General features: G+C 61.3%; 19 protein-coding genes. 6 read left to right on the forward strand and 13 right to left on the reverse strand.

Annotated elements, in window-relative coordinates; all coding sequences use genetic code 11:
• Nucleotides 1-21: 21 nt before the first annotated feature.
• Entirely contained in the window at nt 22-813 is a 792-nt protein-coding gene (locus tag NL116_RS27990) for a YfaP family protein (protein ID WP_494374931.1), read from the reverse strand.
• Nucleotides 814-1,230: 417 nt separating this feature from the next.
• Between NL116_RS27990 and NL116_RS27995 the strand changes: the two genes are divergently transcribed.
• The 4 genes from NL116_RS27995 to NL116_RS28010 all read left to right on the forward strand — a co-directional run bounded on the left by NL116_RS27995 (nt 1,231) and on the right by NL116_RS28010 (nt 6,389).
• Nucleotides 1,231-1,473, forward strand: a complete 243-nt coding sequence (locus NL116_RS27995) for an exodeoxyribonuclease VII small subunit (RefSeq protein ID WP_494374932.1) — start codon at nt 1,231-1,233, stop codon at nt 1,471-1,473.
• Nucleotides 1,470-2,357 (forward strand): (2E,6E)-farnesyl diphosphate synthase, encoded by an 888-nt coding sequence (gene ispA, locus NL116_RS28000; RefSeq protein WP_494374933.1) that lies wholly within the window; start codon nt 1,470-1,472, stop codon nt 2,355-2,357. The genes NL116_RS27995 and ispA overlap by 4 nt, the downstream gene beginning before the upstream one ends.
• Before the next feature lie 92 nt (nt 2,358-2,449).
• Nucleotides 2,450-4,348, forward strand: coding sequence for a 1-deoxy-D-xylulose-5-phosphate synthase (gene dxs, locus NL116_RS28005; protein ID WP_494374934.1), 1,899 nt, complete (start codon nt 2,450-2,452; stop codon nt 4,346-4,348).
• Nucleotides 4,349-4,505: 157 nt separating this feature from the next.
• Nucleotides 4,506-6,389 carry a TonB-dependent receptor domain-containing protein gene (locus tag NL116_RS28010; protein WP_494374935.1) on the forward strand — a complete coding sequence of 628 codons (1,884 nt, stop codon included), beginning with the start codon at nt 4,506-4,508 and terminating at the stop codon, nt 6,387-6,389.
• Between the two features lie 112 nt (nt 6,390-6,501).
• On the opposite strand, the gene NL116_RS28015 is transcribed toward NL116_RS28010, so the two are convergent.
• The 12 genes from NL116_RS28015 to nrdR all read right to left on the reverse strand — a co-directional run bounded on the left by NL116_RS28015 (nt 6,502) and on the right by nrdR (nt 15,240).
• Complete coding sequence (locus tag NL116_RS28015; protein WP_494374936.1) at nt 6,502-7,302, reverse strand: cobalamin-binding protein; 801 nt, start codon at nt 7,300-7,302, stop codon at nt 6,502-6,504.
• Nucleotides 7,302-7,721 carry an MFS transporter gene (locus NL116_RS28020; RefSeq protein ID WP_494374937.1) on the reverse strand — a complete coding sequence of 140 codons (420 nt, stop codon included), beginning with the start codon at nt 7,719-7,721 and terminating at the stop codon, nt 7,302-7,304. The genes NL116_RS28015 and NL116_RS28020 overlap by 1 nt, the downstream gene beginning before the upstream one ends.
• A complete protein-coding gene (gene ribA / locus NL116_RS28025) occupies nt 7,718-8,335 on the reverse strand; it encodes a GTP cyclohydrolase II (protein WP_494374938.1) in 618 nt (205 codons plus the stop codon). Before ribA ends, NL116_RS28020 begins: the two co-directional genes overlap by 4 nt.
• Before the next feature lie 161 nt (nt 8,336-8,496).
• Nucleotides 8,497-9,231 (reverse strand): substrate-binding periplasmic protein, encoded by a 735-nt coding sequence (locus tag NL116_RS28030; protein WP_494374939.1) that lies wholly within the window; start codon nt 9,229-9,231, stop codon nt 8,497-8,499.
• Between the two features lie 21 nt (nt 9,232-9,252).
• A complete protein-coding gene (locus NL116_RS28035; protein ID WP_123433385.1) occupies nt 9,253-9,756 on the reverse strand; it encodes a phosphatidylglycerophosphatase A family protein in 504 nt (167 codons plus the stop codon).
• Nucleotides 9,753-10,718, reverse strand: coding sequence for a thiamine-phosphate kinase (gene thiL / locus NL116_RS28040; RefSeq protein WP_494374940.1), 966 nt, complete (start codon nt 10,716-10,718; stop codon nt 9,753-9,755). The genes NL116_RS28035 and thiL overlap by 4 nt, the downstream gene beginning before the upstream one ends.
• Before the next feature lie 27 nt (nt 10,719-10,745).
• Nucleotides 10,746-11,246 carry a transcription antitermination factor NusB gene (nusB, locus tag NL116_RS28045; protein ID WP_310270401.1) on the reverse strand — a complete coding sequence of 167 codons (501 nt, stop codon included), beginning with the start codon at nt 11,244-11,246 and terminating at the stop codon, nt 10,746-10,748.
• Nucleotides 11,243-11,719, reverse strand: coding sequence for a 6,7-dimethyl-8-ribityllumazine synthase (gene ribH / locus NL116_RS28050; protein ID WP_003185938.1), 477 nt, complete (start codon nt 11,717-11,719; stop codon nt 11,243-11,245). Before ribH ends, nusB begins: the two co-directional genes overlap by 4 nt.
• A gap of 91 nt (nt 11,720-11,810) precedes the next feature.
• Nucleotides 11,811-12,902, reverse strand: coding sequence for a bifunctional 3,4-dihydroxy-2-butanone-4-phosphate synthase/GTP cyclohydrolase II (ribBA, locus tag NL116_RS28055; RefSeq protein ID WP_123433382.1), 1,092 nt, complete (start codon nt 12,900-12,902; stop codon nt 11,811-11,813).
• A 30-nt stretch (nt 12,903-12,932) separates the two neighbouring features.
• Nucleotides 12,933-13,598, reverse strand: coding sequence for a riboflavin synthase (locus NL116_RS28060; protein ID WP_140669558.1), 666 nt, complete (start codon nt 13,596-13,598; stop codon nt 12,933-12,935).
• A gap of 47 nt (nt 13,599-13,645) precedes the next feature.
• Complete coding sequence (ribD, locus tag NL116_RS28065; RefSeq protein ID WP_494374941.1) at nt 13,646-14,779, reverse strand: bifunctional diaminohydroxyphosphoribosylaminopyrimidine deaminase/5-amino-6-(5-phosphoribosylamino)uracil reductase RibD; 1,134 nt, start codon at nt 14,777-14,779, stop codon at nt 13,646-13,648.
• Nucleotides 14,776-15,240, reverse strand: a complete 465-nt coding sequence (gene nrdR / locus NL116_RS28070; RefSeq protein WP_003228656.1) for a transcriptional regulator NrdR — start codon at nt 15,238-15,240, stop codon at nt 14,776-14,778. Before nrdR ends, ribD begins: the two co-directional genes overlap by 4 nt.
• A 127-nt stretch (nt 15,241-15,367) precedes the next feature.
• On the opposite strand from nrdR, the gene NL116_RS28075 reads away from it, so the two are divergent.
• Together NL116_RS28075 and NL116_RS28080 are read left to right on the forward strand one after the other, a co-directional pair.
• Nucleotides 15,368-15,832 carry a hypothetical protein gene (locus NL116_RS28075; RefSeq protein WP_494374942.1) on the forward strand — a complete coding sequence of 155 codons (465 nt, stop codon included), beginning with the start codon at nt 15,368-15,370 and terminating at the stop codon, nt 15,830-15,832.
• Nucleotides 15,829-16,485, forward strand: coding sequence for a class I SAM-dependent methyltransferase (locus tag NL116_RS28080; RefSeq protein ID WP_494374943.1), 657 nt, complete (start codon nt 15,829-15,831; stop codon nt 16,483-16,485). The genes NL116_RS28075 and NL116_RS28080 overlap by 4 nt, the downstream gene beginning before the upstream one ends.
• The last annotated feature ends 18 nt before the right edge of the window (nt 16,486-16,503 follow it).

Raw genomic sequence — 16,503 nt, forward strand, 5'->3', positions numbered from 1 at the left:
TTCATCCGTGGTGCGGGATGCTTAATAGTTGAAAGTCTTGACCAGCAACAGGTCACCGATGGCCCGCAGGGGCACGATGAAGGTCTCGCGTTTTTCGTCGACAGTGTTTTCGTTGAGCACCAGGTTGATCTGCGAGGTGATGACCTCGTTCTGGTTGCTGGTCTCATCGAAGTTATAGCCTTCGCTGCCGAAGTTGCCCCAATAGTTCACGTAAACCAGGTAGGTGCCATGCAACGGCGCGGTCATCGTGAACATTTCCGGGCCGGGGCCATCGACGCCGTCCGGGTCGAGGCCGCCGCCATTGGTCAACGCCGTGTGGGCGAAAAACGCATGCTGGCCGTCGGGAGTGATGATGTGCAGGTCGAGCTCGGCTTTCGGGTCGTCCCAACCGAGCACCACACGGATCCGTGCCGGCGTGCGCAGGTCATTGGCTTCATAGAACTGAACACGCTTGAGCGACTGGCCTTCGGCACTGCGCACTTCGACGCTGTTAGAGCCCGCGCCAAACGCATACGGCCGGGCGAAACGCCCTTCGTCGTCGGTGTACAGATTCAGTGGATTGCCGTTGACCGCCAGGGTGTGCGGGCCGCGTTGCGTGCCAATGGCCTTGAGCTGGCCTTCGATCATCGTGCGATTGCGCTGCACACCGCGGTCGATGGGCGGCGTGGGGTAGGCGACTTGCGGGTTTTCGCTGCGGTCGAGCAGGCCGTTATAGCGCCAGCCGCCAACCGGTTCCGACAGCTCAGCCGTCGGCTCGGCCCAGGCAGCGCTCGCGCAGGCCAGCCCCATCAGCAGCAAAAGTAATGAACGCATGTGACGCCTCCTGCCATGCATAACGAAACCTTGCGCCCGATCCTCGGCGCGTTACAGATCCAAATACTGCGTTTCGTCAAAAAGACCCGTGACTATCGGGTCGTAGAAGGCGCGAAGGTTAGCGATTCGGCAGTTTTTTAACAATCGGATACCTCTTTATTTGCTGTGGGCATCACGAAGAAGTGGGGACGTGAGCCGAATAGCGACCTTATTCGGCTCACAAGATGAGCCGAATAAACCGCTGAGTTGAGCCGTAATACGAATCTGTAGCAGCTGGCGAAGCCTGCTGCTACAAAGAGCGCGGTGCAGGTGCCACGGTGGTTGCCGACGCACTGGCCGAAATGCCCCGCTCATTTGCCCATAATCCCCATGTCTGCTAGTGTCGCGCCGGTTTAACGTCAACCGGAAATAGCCGCCATGGCCCGCAAAAAAGCTGCACTGGATTTCGAACAATCTCTCGCTGACCTGCAAACGCTGGTAGAGCGTCTGGAGAACGGCGAACTGTCGCTGGAAGACTCGCTGACGGCTTTCGAGCAAGGCATCGGTCTGACCCGCGATTGCCAGGCGGCGCTGGCCCAGGCCGAGCAGAAGGTTCAAGTGCTGCTCGAGCGCGATGGCGCGTTGGCCGAGGAACCCTTCGACGCGGATCAGCCAGAATGATTGCAGCGTATTCGGCGACCAGCCAGGCCCGTGTCAACGCGGCGTTGGAAACCCTGTTCATCGCTCCCAGTCCCGAGCTCGCCCGCCTCTATGAGGCCATGCGCTACAGCGTGATGAATGGCGGCAAACGCGTACGTCCATTACTGGCTTACGCGGCCTGCGAAGCGCTGGGCGGCAAGGCTGAACACGCCAACGGCGCGGCCTGCGCGGTGGAGCTGATTCACGCGTATTCCCTGGTGCACGACGATTTGCCGGCCATGGACGACGACGATCTGCGTCGCGGCCAGCCGACCACGCACAAGAAATTCGATGAAGCCTGCGCCATCCTCGCCGGTGACGGCTTGCAGAGCCTGGCCTTCAGTGCCCTGCTCGACCCGCGCCTGAACGGGGCGGACGCCGAGATCCGCCTGCAGATGGTCAGCGCCCTGGCTGTCGCGGCAGGCCCGGCGGGCATGGTCGGCGGCCAAGCCATCGACCTCGGCTCTGTCGGCCTCAAACTCGATCAGAAAGCCCTTGAGTACATGCACCGGCACAAGACCGGCGCGTTGATTGAAGTCAGCGTCAGACTCGGCGCCCTGGCCAGCGGCCGCGCCGAAAAGGACGAGCTGAAAGCCTTGCAAACCTACGCACAAGCCATCGGCCTGGCGTTTCAGGTGCAGGACGACATTCTCGACGTTGAAAGCGATACCGAAACCCTCGGCAAACGCCAGGGCGCCGACATCGCTCGCGACAAACCGACCTACCCGGCCCTGCTCGGCCTCGACGCGGCCAAGGCTTACGCTCTGGAACTGCGCGATCAGGCCCTGCACGCGCTGCGACCGTTTGACGCGGCCGCCGAGCCTTTGCGCGACCTGGCCCGCTACATCGTCGACCGGCGTAGCTGACAGCGTATCGGCCAAGTTAAAAGCAACGCGTGGGCAGGGGGCGATGCATCAGGTAAACTGCCGCATCTTTTATACCTATAACGATTCGCCTGATGCCCACGACGTTTCATGAGATTCCCCGCAAGCGCCCGACCACGCCTCTGCTCGACCGTGCCAACACGCCGGACGGCCTGCGCCGGTTAGGCGAAGCCGAGCTGGAAACCCTGGCCGATGAGTTGCGCCTGGAATTGCTCTACACGGTCGGTCAGACCGGCGGGCATTTCGGTGCCGGCCTGGGCGTCATCGAGCTGACCATCGCGCTGCATTACGTCTTTGACACCCCGGACGACCGGCTGGTGTGGGACGTGGGTCATCAGGCTTATCCGCACAAAATCCTCACCGGCCGGCGCGCGCGCATGGGCACCCTGCGCCAGAAGGACGGGGTCGCCGCCTTCCCGCGTCGTTCCGAGAGCGAGTACGACACCTTTGGTGTCGGCCACTCCAGCACCTCGATCAGCGCAGCGCTGGGCATGGCCATCGCAGCCCGTCTGCAAAACAGTGACCGCAAAGCCATTGCCGTGATCGGCGACGGCGCGTTGACCGCCGGCATGGCCTTCGAGGCACTGAACCACGCGCCTGAAGTGAACGCCAACATGTTGGTGATCCTCAACGACAACGACATGTCGATCTCGCGCAACGTCGGTGGCCTGTCGAATTACCTGGCGAAAATCCTTTCCAGCCGCACTTACGCCAGCATGCGTGAAGGCAGCAAAAAGGTCCTGTCGCGCTTGCCCGGCGCCTGGGAAATCGCCCGCCGCACTGAAGAATACGCAAAAGGCATGCTGGTTCCCGGCACGCTGTTCGAAGAGCTGGGCTGGAACTACATCGGCCCTATCGACGGCCACGACCTGCCGACCCTGATCGCGACGTTGCGCAACATGCGCGACCTGAAAGGCCCGCAGTTCCTGCACGTCGTCACCAAGAAAGGTAAAGGCTTCGCTCCGGCGGAAGTCGATCCGATCGGCTATCACGCCATCACCAAGCTCGAACCGCTGGACGCACCGGCCGCCGCCCCGAAAAAGGCCAGCGGACCGAAGTATTCCGGTGTGTTCGGTGAATGGCTGTGCGACATGGCGGCGTCTGATCCACGCCTGGTCGGGATTACCCCGGCCATGAAGGAAGGCTCCGACCTGGTGGCGTTCAGCGAACGTTTCCCGCTGCGCTACTTCGACGTGGCGATTGCCGAGCAACACGCTGTGACCTTTGCTGCCGGCATGGCTTGCGAAGGCGCGAAGCCGGTGGTGGCGATTTATTCGACATTCCTGCAACGCGGCTACGATCAATTGATTCATGACGTCGCGGTGCAAAACCTCGACGTGCTGTTCGCCATCGACCGCGCCGGTCTGGTGGGCGAAGACGGCCCGACTCACGCGGGCAGCTTTGACCTGTCGTTCCTGCGCTGCATCCCCGGCATGCTGGTGATGACGCCGAGCGACGAAAACGAACTGCGCAAAATGCTCACCACCGGCCACCTCTACAACGGCCCGGCGGCGGTGCGTTATCCGCGCGGCGCGGGTCCGAATGCGACTATCGAGAAAGACCTGCAACCGATTGAAATCGGCAAAGGCACTGTTCGTCGCCATGGCAGCAAAGTTGCCTTTCTGGTGTTCGGTGTGCAATTGGCCGAGGCGCTGAAAGTCGCCGAGACGCTGGATGCAACCGTGGTCGACATGCGTTTCGTCAAACCACTGGATGAAGCTTTGGTGCGCGACATCGCCGACAGCCACGAACTGCTGGTGACCGTCGAAGAAAACGCGATCATGGGCGGCGCCGGCGGCGCGGTCAGCGAATTCCTTGCCCGCGAGAACATCCTCAAGTCGATCCTGCACCTGGGTTTGCCGGACCTCTACGTCGAACACGCCAAGCCTGCGCAGATGCTGGCCGAGTGCGGACTGGATGAGGCGGGGATCGAAGCCGCGGTGCGCGAGCGCTTGCAACTGCTGAACCGCTAAACACACTCTCCCTGTGGGAGCGGGCTTGCCCGCGAAGAGGCCGTCACATCCAACATCAATGTTGATTGTGCCGACGCCTTCGCGGGCAAGCCCGCTCCCACAGTGTTTTGTGGACCTATCAAAATTGTGTTCGCAAGAACGATTCAACGGACTACCGATGAAGCTCTCCCCCCTCGCCCTGACGCTGACTCTGCTGCCGGCCGGCCAACTGCTGGCCGATACCTTCGAACGCGATCAAGCGTTGAAACTGCCCGACGTGCTGATTACCGCCAACCGTCAGGTCGAAGCGCGCAACGACAGCAGCGCCGCCAACACAGTGTTCACCCGCGAAGACATCGACCGCCTGCAACCCAACAGCATCACCGATCTGCTCAACCGGGTGCCGGGCGTGCAAGTGGCGCAAACCGGCGGGCGCGGCAGTCTGCCGGGGGTTTACATTCGCGGCACCCAGTCGGCGCAAAGCCTGGTGTTGGTAGACGGTCAACGCATCGGCAATTCGACCTCGGGCGACAGCAACTTGCAGCACATCAACATCGAACAGGTCGAGCGCGTGGAAGTGTTGCGCGGCTCCCGTTCGGTGATTTATGGCAGCGATGCGATTGGCGGGGTGATCCAGATTTTCACCCGACGTGGCGACGTGCAAGGTCTGCAACCGCGGATGCACGTGGGGTTTGGCAGCAACCAGACTTGGGAGCGCAGCCTCGGACTGTCCGGCGGCGATGACAAAACCCGCTTCAACCTCGGCACCAGCCTCAATGAAACGGCCGGGATCAATCGCACGCACGAGTCCTATCCCAGCGACAGCGATCACGATGAATACCGCAATCAATCGGTCAGTTTCAGCGTCAGTCACGCACTCACCGATGACCTGGAAATCGGCGCCAATGTCCTTGATAACCGAGGCAAAAGCGAGTTCGACAACCCGTTTGGCCGCTTCGACACCACCACCTTCGAGTCCGTACAGCAACAGCCTTACAGCGATTTCGAGGTGAGCAGCGTCAGCAGTTACATCGACGCGCGGGTTAACGATGCCTGGAAGACCCGCGTCGAATTCGGCCACAGCGAAAACCGCGAGAAGACCCTCGACAAGCTCAGCGATGAACGCAGCGTCTTCGACACCTACCGCGACTCGGTGAACTGGCAGAACGACCTGACGCTCAGCGACCGCAACAGCCTGCTCCTGGGCGGCGACTGGTACGAAGACCGGATCAACAGCAGCACAGCGTTCGATGAAGACAGCCGCTGGAACCGTGCGGCGTTTATCCAGCATCACTATCGGGCGGACAGCTTTTCCACTGAGCTGGGGCTTCGTCACGACGAGAACCAGCAGTTCGGTGGCCAGAACAGCTGGAGCGGCACCCTCACCTTGCCGGTTAACACGGACAACGACGTACTGCTGACCTACAGCGAGGGTTTTCGCGCACCCACCTTCAATGATTTGTACTACCCCGATTTCAGCAACCCGGATTTGAAACCCGAGACGTCGAAAAGCTATGAGCTGCAATGGCGCAGCCAATTAACAGAAAGCAGTCGCCTGGAAGCTTCGCTTTACCGCACCGACCTTGAAGATGCGATTATTTTCGGCAGCAATTCGCGGCCAGAGAACGTGGCGTCGGCGCGAATCAACGGTTTCGAAGCCGCGCTGAAACAGGAACTGTTCGGCTGGCAGAGCAACCTTGGCGTGGCGATCATCGACCCGCGCGACCGCGACACTGGCCACACCCTCGCCCGTCGTGCACGGCGGACATTGAGCCTGGACCTGGATCGACAATTTGATCGCCTGGGCTTCGGCGTCAGTTGGCAAGCGGTCAGCAGCAGTTACGACGACTTGAACAATCAACAGACACTGGGTGGATACGCCTTGTTGGGGTTGCGCAGCAGCTGGGAGCTCGATCGTGAGATCAAGCTTGAGCTGAAGCTGGATAACGCGCTGGATAAGGGCTATAGCCGGGCGCTGTATAGCCATGAGGGCAGCCAGTATGGGTATCGCGAGGAAGGTCGGGCGTTGATGTTTGGGGTGACCTGGACACCAGAGATCTGACCTGAAGTCGGCTGCATCCGGGCGGACGTCATCGCGGGCAAGCCACGCTCCCACAGTGGAATGCATTCAAAATGTGGGAGCGTGGCTTGCCCGCGATGGCCGCACCTCGGTCTCACTGGCCTGGCGCGATAAGCCGGCAAAGCTTGGCCGTCGCCTCGACCATCTGCCCACTCGGTCGCTCCAGCCCCTTGTCCGTCACCAACAGCAATTGTCCCCGCGCCACCGCCGCCACCTGCGGCCACACCTTCCACGCATCGAGCTGGGCCTGATCGCTGGCCAGAATCACCTCGGGATTACGCTGCAACACGGCCTCGACACTGACCTGCGGCGCCGGCAATGTCTGATCGGCAAACACGTTGCGCGCCCCACACACTTGCAGCGCATCACTGATGATCTGCCCGCCACCCACGGTGTACAGCGGTCGATCCCAGACCTGATAAAACACGCGCAACGGCTCATCCCGTCGATAGCGCTGACGCAGACTATCGAGTTTTTGCCGCAGGTCGGCCGCCAATCTCACGCCCTGTTCGGACCGGCCGAGTTGCGTGGCGATTGCTTCAATCTGTGCAGCAAGCTGATCGAGCGTGTGGGGTTCGGCGACGTAGGTGGGAATGTTCAAGCGCTTGAGTTGCTCACGCTGAGCCGGGCCAACACTGCCCGGCCAGAGCAGCAGCAAATCGGGTTTGAGGCTGAGCAAACGCTCCATGTCCAACTGACCGTAGCGGCCAACCGAAGGAAGGTTTTTGAGTTCGACGGGACGCTCACCGGCATCCAGCACGCCGACCAGCAGATCAGCTGAACCCAGTTCAACCACGATTTCAGAGAGAGACGGCGCGAGGCTGACAACCCGTTCGACGGCAATCGCCGAGGCGCTGGCGGCCAACAACAGAACCGCCAGCCAGGCCCGACGCATCAGCCGAGTTGACGCGGAATACGGTAGAGATAGAACAGCACTGTGGTCGACAGCGCCAGCAGCACCAATGGAACGGCTTCGAGGCCGACAAACACCGCCAACGCAGCAATCCAGGCCGGCAATGCAGCCGCCAGGAAGGCGGTACGGCGCTTGGCAGCCAGGACAATCCAGGCGGCGGGTTCTTCAGGCGTATCGAGGGCTTTTTGCGTAGCAATCAGGGCGTATTTGTAGCCACCGAAAAACTTCAGGCTGACAAACATCGACGCCACACCCGCGATGAACAACGGCATCGCCAGCACCGGTAGAATCGCCTCGCCCTGGCCGAACACCCCGTTGATCACGAACAGTGGCAACAAGGCCAACGCCAGGTATTGCCACCAACTGAACGACAACCGCCGCCGAACCTGACCGCGGGTCATGCCGGATCCGCCTCACCCTGATGCTCGTTGCCCATCATGTGGTCGAGTTTGCTCGCCTTGGTCGCCAGGTAGAGTTTGTTGTGCGGGTTATGACCGGTGTGCAGCGGAACGCGCTCGGCGACCACAATGCCCATGTCGGTCAAGGCTTTGACCTTGCGCGGGTTGTTGGTCATCAGGCGCAGGGATTTAACGCCCAGGTGCTCAAGCATCGGCAGGCACATGGCGTAATCACGCTGGTCGGCAGCAAAGCCCAGGCGCTCGTTGGCTTCAACAGTGTCGGCGCCGCCGTCCTGTAACTCATAGGCGCGGATCTTGTTCAGCAAGCCAATGCCACGGCCTTCTTGGCGCAAGTACAGCAACACGCCACGGCCTTCACGAGCGATGGCCTGTAACGCGGCTTCAAGTTGCGAGCCGCAGTCGCAACGTTGGCTGAACAAGGCATCGCCCGTCAGGCATTCAGAGTGCAATCGGCCGAGTACCGGGGCACCGTCGGCGAAATCACCCAGGCTCAGCACAACATGCTCGCGCCCGTTTTCTTCATCGAGAAAGCCGTGCATGGTGAATTGCGCAAAAGGCGTTGGCAGCTTGGAAGCGGCGACGAAAACGACAGGCACCGATGTGCTCCTGATCATAATTACTGGATATTCGCAGACGCGGCATTGTAACAGCAGGTTCCTACAGACGCTTAGGCTGAATTATGGGGCATAACGATCAAAATGTTAGATCTCAGGCCACCACAACCCGGTGTGTGCAGGTTCTGCAACACGGGCCGTGTTCAGTTCGCGTCGAACGGGTAAGGCTGTTTCCAGCGTTTGAAGATGGGTTTCAGCGTGCCGTTTTTTACCAGCAGGTCCATGCGCTGATCGAATAACGCCATCAAGGCGCGGCCCTTGGGGTTGTCGGCGAAGCACAGGTACAGCGGCAATTCAGCGATAGGAGTGCGACGGAACTGGGCAGGATCCTTGGCCCGTTTGACGATGTAATCGATCTCGCTCAGCGCGTCGATGTAAAAATCGGCGCGGTTGTGAGTCAGCATCGACAAAATGCCGGTGCGTCGCACGACCTCGTTATAGCGCTGCACGTTGGGCAGGTATTTCTGGAACTCGTAACCACGGACCCAGGCCAGTCGATAGCTGCCGAGGGTCTGCGGGGTCGGTGCCGGATTACTCGCCAGACCCAGGGCGTAGATGTGATCGGTATCGTAATTCCAGCGTGGATAAAGCACCTCGCTGGCTTCGTCTCGGTAAGAGCCGACACAAGCATCCACTTCACCGCGCTGGGCCAAGCCCACCGCGCGCGTGTAAGGCTCGGTACGCAAGTCGAGTTTGACCCCGGCTGGCTCGAAGATGGCTCGCATCACGTCCCAGCCCAGGCCATGCCCATCAGCGGCGGTGTAGTCTCCCCATTCTTCGCTGGCCAGAAGAATCACGGACGGCGTCGGCGCAACGTCCCCCGCCTGGGCTAGGGAGCAAAGCATTGCGAAAACCACCGCCAACCAGCGCCGAACCATCCCAGTCCCCTGCCTCGCCCGTCAGGCGAAAATCCTTACCAGCCCTTGCATTGCCAACCACGCAAATACTCCTGCCAGCACGTCGTCGAGCATGATCCCGACGCCGCCATGCACATGCCGGTCGATCCAGCGAATCGGCCATGGCTTGAGAATGTCGAAGAAGCGGAACATCAGAAAACCCGCCAGCAACCAGTACCAACCTTCCGGCACCAGCCACAGAGTGATCCACATCCCGACCATTTCGTCCCAGACGATGCCCTCGTGATCGTGCACGCGCAAATCGTCGGCCACTTTGCCGCACAGCCAGAAGCCGAACAGCATGGTGATGCCCAACATCAGCCAATAGGCCCAATCGGGCATCATTTGCCATAACGGGATAAAGGGTAGCGCAACCAGCGACCCCCAGGTGCCCGGTGCTTTTGGCAAGGTGCCCGAGCCGAAGCCGAACGCCAGGAAATGCCAGGGATTGCGCCAGACCGAGGGCGGTACGAACTCCGCCGGGACCTGTTTGGGATGATCTGTCACGGTGTCTCCCGAAAATGTTGATAGCCCCGGGTTTGCGGGGTGATGTCTTGTCCATCGGCATCCAGCAGCGCCACGCCCTGCCCCGTCACGACACGCCCGACCACATGGACCGGCCAGCCGTCCGCCAGCAATGACGGTAACTCGACGGACGGTAAGGTGAAGGCCAACACGTAATCGTCACCGCCGCTCAGGGCTGCCGTTTCGGCACCGGAATGGCCAAGGAAGGCCAATAACGCCGCTGACACTGGCAGCTTACTCCGCTCAACCTGAATGCCGACCTTCGACGCCAGCGCGATGTGCCCACAGTCGGCGAGCAGACCGTCGGAGATGTCCAGCGCCGAGGTGGCTTTACCCCGCAAAGCCTGCCCCAACGCCAGTTGCGGCTGCGGTGACCAGTAATGCGCCAGCAGCGGCTCGGCAACGGCTGCGTCAGCAGTTCGCTGCCCCAAGACCAGAGGCAAAGCACCGGCGGCATTACCCAACTCACCGCCCACACAGAGCAAGTCGCCAGGCTTCGCGCCGCTGCGGGTCAACGCCTGAGCGGCCGGCACACGACCGAACACGGTCATGGTCAGGCTCAGCGGTCCGCGGGTGGTATCTCCGCCTACCAGCGCCACGCCACAGCGTTGCGCCATGAGGTTCAAACCACGGGAGTACGCTTCCAGCCAATCGGCGGTCACTGTCGGCAAGGTCAAGGCGAGGGTAAAGGCAACGGGGGTGGCACCCATGGCAGCGAGGTCGCTGACGGCCACAGCCAGCGAGCGCTGACCGAGTAGGAACGGGTCGCAGGGGTCTGCGAAATGCACGCCGGCAACCAGCGTGTCGGTGGAAATGGCCAACTGCTCCCCGGGGGGAACAGCCAGCAAGGCGCAGTCATCGCCGATCCCAAGAGCAACGCCTTCGCCGCCCTGCGCACAGGGCGCGGCGGCGAAGAAATTGCGGATCAGCTCAAACTCGCCCATGGCTGAGACAAAGTATTCAAGCGCCGGTTAGCGCTTGAACGCCTTCACTTCAGCTTCACGCAGGCGCGGGGCCAGCTTGTCGAGTACACCGTTGACGAACTTGTGGCCGTCGGTGGAACCGAAGACTTTCGCCAGCTCGATACCTTCGTTGATCACAACGCGGTAAGGAACGTCGACACGCTCGAGCAGTTCCCAGGTGGACAGGCGCAGAACGGCCAGTTCAACCGGGTCCAGCTCTTCGATGGTGATGTCCAGGCAAGGCGTCAGGGCCGCATCGATCTTGTCCTTCTGTGCCGGAACCCCGTGAAGGATTTCGCGGAAGTAGGCACCGTCGACATCACTGAAATCGTTATCGACCCGGAACTGCGCTTCGATCTCGTTCAAAGACTGCTTGGCCATGTGCCATTGGTACAGCGCCTGGGTCGCGAGCTGACGGGCTTCGCGACGCTTGACGCTTTTCGATGGCTTGCCGGCATCCGCAGGCTTTGGATCGCGCGGGTTGAAACGATCGCTATCGTCGCTAATCACTTGGCCTCCAACTGCGCCAGCAGGCTGACCATTTCCAGAGCGGACAGGGCAGCTTCAGCACCTTTGTTACCGGCTTTGGTGCCGGAACGTTCGATGGCTTGCTCGATGGAATCAACGGTCAGCACGCCGAAAGCGACTGGAACGCCGAACTCCATGGACACCTGGGCCAGGCCCTTGGTGCATTCGCCTGCCACGTATTCGAAGTGCGGAGTACCGCCACGAATGACCGCGCCCAGGGCGATGATTGCCGCGTACTCGCCTTTTTGAGCGACTTTCTGCGCAACCAGCGGAATTTCGAAGGCGCCAGGTGCGCGGATGATGGTGATGTCGCTTTCGCTTACGCCGTGGCGAACCAGGGCATCCACTGCACCGCTGACCAGACTTTCAACGACGAAGCTGTTGAAACGGCCCACTACCAAAGCGTAGCGGCCTTTAGGGGCGATGAAGGTACCTTCGATGGTCTTCAGGGTCATTCGTTAGATCTCTTAAAGAGCCGGGATGCGTTTTCTACGCATCCCTCAGTGATTTGTTTGCCGCGAATCAAGGACTGGAAACAACCGGTCATTATTCGGAGGGCACGTATTCTACAACTTCCAGATCGAAACCGGATATCGCATTAAATTTCATTGGCGCACTCATCAGGCGCATTTTGCGTACACCCAGGTCCCGAAGAATCTGCGAACCGGCACCGACGATGCTGTAGGTGGTCGGTTTTTTCACGGCCGCCTGGTCGGCGGTTTCGCGAATGTGCGCCAGCAACACATCGCCATCGAGCGGGTGACCGAGCAACAGCACCACACCGCTACCAGCCTCGGCAACCGCAGCCATGGCGGCGCGAAGGCTCCAGCGACCCGGTTGCTTGACCATCAGCAGGTCGCGCAGCGGGTCCATGTTGTGCACGCGAACCAGGGTCGGTTCTTCGGCACACACGTTGCCCAGGGTCAGGGCCATGTGCACGTCGCCTTCCACGGAATCACGATAGGTCACCAGGTTGAATTGGCCCAGTTCGCTGTCCAGTGGCTGCTCGGCAATCCGCTGAACGGTACGTTCGTGGATCATCCGGTAGTGAATCAGGTCGGCAATGGTACCGATCTTGATGTCATGTTCAGCGGCAAAGGCTTCCAGTTCAGCGCGACGGGACATGGTGCCGTCGTCGTTCATCACTTCACAGATCACACCGCTCGGCTCGAAACCGGCCATGCGCGCCAGGTCGCAAGCGGCTTCAGTGTGGCCAGCGCGGGCCAGCGTGCCGCCGGCCTGGGCCATCAGCGGGAAGATATGGCCGGGGCTGACGATGTCTTCAGCCTTGGCATCTTTCGCGGCAGCCGCTTGCACGGTGCGTGCGCGGTCGGCGGCGGAGATACCGGTGGTCACGCCTTCGGCCGCTTCGATCGACACAGTGAACTTGGTGCCGAAGCCGGAACCGTTGCGTGGCGCCATCAATGGCAGCTTCAGCAGTTCGCAGCGCTCGCGGCTCATTGGCATGCAGATCAGGCCGCGGGCGTGCTTGGCCATGAAGTTGATGTGCTCGGGCTTGCAGCACTCGGCGGCCATGATCAGGTCGCCTTCGTTCTCGCGGTCTTCGTCATCCATGAGGATGACCATCTTGCCTTGGCGGATGTCTTCGACCAGTTCTTCGATGCTATTGAGCGCCACAAGGCACCCCCTTTCTTTGAAATTTGAGCTTCAGGATTTGAGGTAGCCGTTTTGGGCCAGAAAGCTTTCAGTAATGGTGCTGCCGGCCGTTGGTTCAGCAGCCTTGTCGCCCAGCAACAGACGCTCCAGATAACGTGCCAGCAAGTCGACTTCCAGGTTCACCCGGCGACCTGGCTGGTACGACGCCATGATGGTTTCGCTCAGGGTATGCGGAATGATCGTCAGCATGAACTCGGCGCCATCGACCGCATTCACAGTCAGGCTGGTGCCGTCGACGGTGATCGAGCCTTTATGGGCGATGTACTTGGCCAGTTCTTTCGGCGCGCGGATGCGGAATTCCACGGCACGCGCGTTTTCGGTACGGGCAACCACTTCGCCCACACCATCGACGTGACCGCTGACCAGATGCCCGCCGAGGCGAGTGGTCGGGGTCAGGGCTTTTTCCAGGTTCACCGGACTGCCGCTCTTGAGATCGTTCATGGCGGTGCAGTCGAGGGTTTCGCGGCTGACGTCAGCGGCAAAGCCGTTGCCCGGCAATTCAACCGCGGTCAGGCAGACGCCGTTGACCGCGATGCTGTCGCCCAGCTTGACGTCGCTCAGGTCGAGCTTGCCGGTTTCTACGTGGACCCGCACATCACCGCCCTTTGGGGTCAATGCACGAATACTGCCGATGGATTCGATGATGCCGGTAAACATGAGGTTCTCCTCGAGAACAAAGCCAGCGCTGTAACGATGGCCGGGAATTATACGCTGGCAGGTGGCGAAGGAATGGCAGTGACCCGCCAGTCATCGCCAACCGCGCGAATTTCGGTGATTTTAAGCTCGGGCGCATCCTTCATTTGCGCGAGCGGCCAGTCGAGCAGCGGCCGCGCCGATGAGCCGAGGAACTTGCCGGCGACGAAAATCTGGAATTCATCCACCAGGCCTTGCTGCGCGAAAGCGCCGGCCAGACGCGGCCCGGCTTCAACCAACACCTCGTTGACGTCACGGGCAGCGAGCGCGACCAGCAATTGGCGCAGATCGACCTGGCCATCAACGCCGGGCACGATCAGGCACTCAGGGCCATTGGCGTACTGCTCCTCCACTGCCACGCAAGTGGCGACCAACGCCGGACCGGCCTTGAAGAACGGCGCATTCAGCGGCACGCGCAGGCGACCGTCGATCAACACGCGCAGCGGCGGACGACTCATCGCCAGAGCAGTTTGCTCCGCATCCAGGCCCAATTCGTCAGCGCGCACGGTCAACCGGGCGTTGTCCGCCAGCACCGTGTCGGCGCCGGTCAGCACGACGCTGGCCTGGGCACGCAGACGTTGCACCGCCGAGCGTGCGGCCGGGCCGGTGATCCATTGGCTTTCACCGCTTTCCATTGCGGTACGACCGTCCAGGCTCATGGCCAACTTGACCCGCACGAACGGCAAGCCGTGTTCCATGCGCTTGAGAAAACCTTGATTGAGCTTGCGCGCCTCGCCTTCCAGCACACCACTTTCGGTGGCAATCCCGGCCTGCGCCAGGCGTTGCAGACCACGACCGGCAACCGACGGGTTCGGGTCCTGCATCGCCGCGACCACCCGGGCGACCCCGGCATTTACCAGCGCATCGGCGCAGGGCGGCGTGCGGCCGTGGTGGCTGCACGGTTCAAGGGTCACGTAGGCCGTGGCGCCACGGGCCTTATCGCCGGCGGCGCGCAGGGCATGGACTTCGGCATGCGGCTCGCCGGCGCGCACGTGCCAGCCTTCGCCGACAATCTGCCCGTCCCGCACAATCACGCAGCCCACCCGAGGATTGGGGTGCGTCGTGTAATGGCCTTTGCGCGCCAGCTCCAGTGCACGGGCCATGTAATGAGCGTCGAGGATGGCGTGTTCGGCGGGCGTGTTCATTCTTTCACCGGCTCACGGGCCAGGCGATCGATCTCTTCGCGGAACTCATTGAGGTCCTGGAAGCGGCGATACACGGAGGCGAAGCGGATATAGGCGACTTCGTCGAGCTTCTGCAGCTCGGCCATCACCAGCTCGCCGACCACGAGGGATTTGACCTCTCGTTCGCCGGTGGCGCGCAGTTTGTGTTTGATGTGCACCAGCGACGATTCGAGGCGTTCGACACTCACCGGGCGCTTCTCCAGCGCTCGCTGCATGCCGGCACGCAGTTTTTCTTCGTCGAAGGGCTGACGGCTGCCGTCGGTTTTGATCAGGCGCGGCAACACCAGTTCGGCGGTCTCGAACGTCGTGAAACGCTCGCCGCAGGCCAGGCATTCACGCCGGCGGCGCACCTGTTCGCCCTCGGCGACCAGACGCGAGTCGATGACCTTGGTGTCGTTGGCACCGCAGAAGGGACAGTGCATGGTGGCAGGCAACAAAAAAAGGGAGGGCCATGGTAGCGCATCCCGGTGGCAAGACAAGCCATAGGGTTTACGGTATACAGACGCCTATAGTGCTTGATCCATGGATTTCACCTTGCTGGAGCCGTAAATGTCCTTGAGACCGCTCGTTTTGCTCAGTCTTTTCAGCCTGCTGGTGGCCTGCAGCAGTGATGCGCCCAAGCCCCAGCCGCCGACGCCCGGGCCCGCCCCGCAGGCTGCGCAGAAAAAAGCCCAGGAGTCGGCCAACCTCGGCCCGCTGCCCGCGTACCAGCGAGAATTGAGCGGCACCTTGCAAGGCGTGCCGGCTGGCGCAGAAGTCGAACTGGCGCTGCTGGTGATCGACGAAAAAGATCGCCCGCAACAATTGCTCGCCAGTTCTACGTTGATCGGCACCAATCAAGCGTTGCCGTTTCACGTGCGCTTCAACCCGGAATCATTCCCGACCGGTGCCCGCGTTGAACTGCGCGGCCGTGCCAGCCAGTCCGGTCAGCTGATTCTGCATCTGCCGTCGCAGGTCATCTCCCAGCCCACCACGCAGGCCCTGGGACAGCTGCAATTCGTCAAAGCGCCATGATTGCACCGCTCGACCTGCAACAGGCGTTGGGTGAACTGCTCGGTGATGCGCAGCTTGTGCCTGTTGCATTGCCCGATACCGACCTGAAACTCTGGCTGATCGACGGCGATAACATGGACCGCGCGTTCAGCCCTGAAGAAACCCGGCGAATCCTGCATGAACCGCCTTACTGGAGTTTCTGCTGGGCCAGTGGCCTGGCGGTGGCGCGTTATCTCGCCGAATTCCCCGAGTGGGTCAAAGGCAAACGGGTGCTGGATTTCGGTGCCGGTTCGGGGGTGGCGGGGATTGCCGCCGTGAAGGCCGGCGCACTGGAAGTGGTGGCCTGTGACCTCGACCCGTTGGCAATTGCCTCATGCCGGGCGAATGCCCAACTCAATGACGTCCAGCTCACCTACTCGACCGACTTTTTCGCCGAGGCGGACCGGTTTGATCTGATCCTGGTCGCCGACGTGCTCTACGACCGGGCGAACCTGCCGTTGCTCGACGAATTTTTGACCCGTGGTAAAGAGGCACTGGTGGCCGATTCGCGGGTCCGGGATTTCCGCCACCCGTTGTATCAGCGTATTGAAATGCTGGAGGCGATGACCTTGCCGGATCTGGCTGAGCCTGAAGAGTTTCGGCATGTGAGCCTCTACCATGCGCGGCGTGCCTAGCCGTATAGTTGCCCCATT

It is taken from the genome of Pseudomonas sp. FBCC-B1667 (genome assembly GCF_059133255.1).